Source organism: Streptomyces sp. SID11385 (genome assembly GCF_010548245.1).
In the GTDB taxonomy this organism is placed as follows: Bacteria; Actinomycetota; Actinomycetes; order Streptomycetales; family Streptomycetaceae; genus Streptomyces.
On sequence record NZ_JAAGLR010001072.1, the window covers coordinates 1 to 2,305 of the forward strand.

2 protein-coding genes are annotated in these 2,305 nt (G+C 72.8%); both read left to right on the forward strand.

Going from position 1 to position 2,305, the window contains the following annotated elements:
• Positions 1–40 precede the first annotated feature (40 nt).
• Complete coding sequence (locus G3I42_RS32955) at positions 41–1,846, forward strand: penicillin-binding protein 2 (RefSeq protein ID WP_343244732.1); 1,806 nt, start codon at positions 41–43, stop codon at positions 1,844–1,846.
• Positions 1,847–1,898: 52 nt separating this feature from the next.
• Positions 1,899–2,305, forward strand: a 407-nt coding sequence (locus G3I42_RS38060) for a Mur ligase domain-containing protein (protein ID WP_343244731.1), incomplete at its 3' end; no start/stop codon positions are given.

Below are 2,305 nucleotides of genomic sequence, written 5' to 3' on the forward strand. Positions count from 1 at the left end.
CCCCTCGGGACCGGGGCCCCGGCTCCAGGGCCCGCGCACGATCCGGCTCGGCTCGCCGCGCCCGCGCCTCCGGCTCGTCGGCGTCACGATCACGCTGATCATGGCCGTCTTCGTGGGACGGCTGCTCCAGATCCAGGCCGTCGACGCGGACTCCTTCACGACCGCCGCGCAGAAGAACCGTGTCGTCGTCCACGAGATCGCCCCCGAGCGCGGCGCCGTCACCGACCGCAACGGGGTCGAGCTGGCCACGAGCGTCGACGCCTACGACATCACCGCCGACCCCTCGATGTTCAGCCGCGAGCAGACCCACGTGAAGGACGCCCCCGAGCAGGCCGCGGCGCTCCTCGCCCCGATCCTCGGCAAGGACGAGGACAAGGTCGCCGCCCAGTTGCGCGGCACCGGCCGCTACGCGCTCCTCGCCACCCGGCAGACCCCGCAGGTGTGGACGCAGATCAAGGACCTCAAGAACGCCTTCCAGGAGAAGGCCACGAAGGACAGGCCCAGCATCCTCGCCGGGGTCTTCCAGGAGCCGACGAGCAAACGCGTCTACCCCAACGGCGACCTCGCCGCCGGGATACTGGGCTGGGTCAACTCCGAGGGCAAGGGCGCGGGCGGCCTGGAAGCCCAGTACGAGACCTCGCTCGCGGGCACCCCCGGCGAGGTGCGCTACGCGCAGGCCGGAGGCCGCCAGGTCCCGACGGCGGGCGGCAGCGAGCACCCCGCCGTGGCCGGCACGGACGTCCAGCTCACCCTCGACCGCGACATCCAGTGGGCCGCACAGCAGGCGATCACCGAGCAGGTGAAGAAGTCCAAGGCCGACCGCGGCTACGTGATCGTCCAGGACACCCGTACCGGCGAGATCCTCGCGCTCGCCAACGCGCCCGGCTTCGACCCGAACGACCTGGGCTCCGCCGACATGGACGCGCTCGGCAACCCGGCCCTCCAGGACGCCTACGAACCCGGCTCCACCAGCAAGATCATGTCCATGGCCGCCGTCCTGGAGGAGAACAAGGCGACCCCGGGCACCCACGTCACCGTGCCCGGTGAACTGCGCCGCGGCGACCGCATCTTCCACGACGACGTACCGCACGGCACCTGGCACCTCACCCTGAACGGGGTGCTCGCCAAGTCCTCCAACATCGGCACGATCCTCGCCACGGGGCAGCTCGGCAAGACGCAGCAGCAGGCGAACCGGGTGCTCTCCTCGTACCTGCGCAAATTCGGCATCGGCAGCCCCACCGGGCTCGGCTTCCCCGGCGAGACCTCCGGCATCCTCGCGCCGCCGGACAAGTGGAACACCTCGCAGCAGTACACGATCCCCTTCGGGCAGGGCCTCTCGCTCAACGCGATGCAGGCCGCCTCGGTCTACTCCACGATCGCCAACGGCGGCGTCCGCACCGCGCCGACCCTCGTCAAGGCGACCAAGGGCGCGGACGGCCGCTGGGCCCCCACCGAGCCCGCGAAGAAGACCCGCGTCGTCAGCGACAAGACCGCCAGGACCCTCGCGACCATGCTGGAGTCCGTCGTCGACGACAAGGAGGGCACCGGCACCTCCGCGCGCATCCCCGGCTACCGCGTCGCGGGCAAGACGGGGACGGCCAACCGGGTGGACCCGAAGACCGGGCTCTACCGCGGCTACACCGCCTCCTTCGCCGGCTTCGCGCCCGCCGACAAGCCCCGCGTGACCGTCTACTGCGCCATCCAGAACCCGACCAAGGGCGGCTACTTCGGCGGCCAGATCTGCGGACCCATCTACAAGAGCGTCATGGAGTTCGCGCTGAAGACCCTCCAGGTCCCGCCCACCGGCGCCGAGCCCGCGCGGCTCCCGACCACCTTCGAGCCCTGACCGGCGGACCCCGCGCCCCGCGCACTCCCCGGAGACCCACCAGGAACCGCCCGTGACAACGATCACCCCCGATCCGGGGAACCGCCGCGGCGCCCCCGCGACCGACGGCGCGCCAGCCCCCGCCCACAGCCCCTCATTTCGCGGCGAGCCCATCCCGCCCGGTACGCTCACCGCCGTGCCACGCCCCGATCAGCCCCACACCCCCCGGGAGAACGGTCCCGTGACGTACCCCGGCCCCCCGCGCCCCGCCAAGACAGCGGCCACCCCGCTCGACGACCTCGCGGAAGAACTGGGGGTCGAGCCGCGCGGCGGCCGCGGCCCCGCTCCCGCCGATGTCACCGGCATCACCCACGACTCCCGCGCCGTGCGCCCCGGCGACATCTACGCGGCCCTGCCGGGCGCCCGCTTCCACGGCGCCGACTTCGCCGCGCAGGCCGCCTCGCTCGGCGCCGTCGCCGC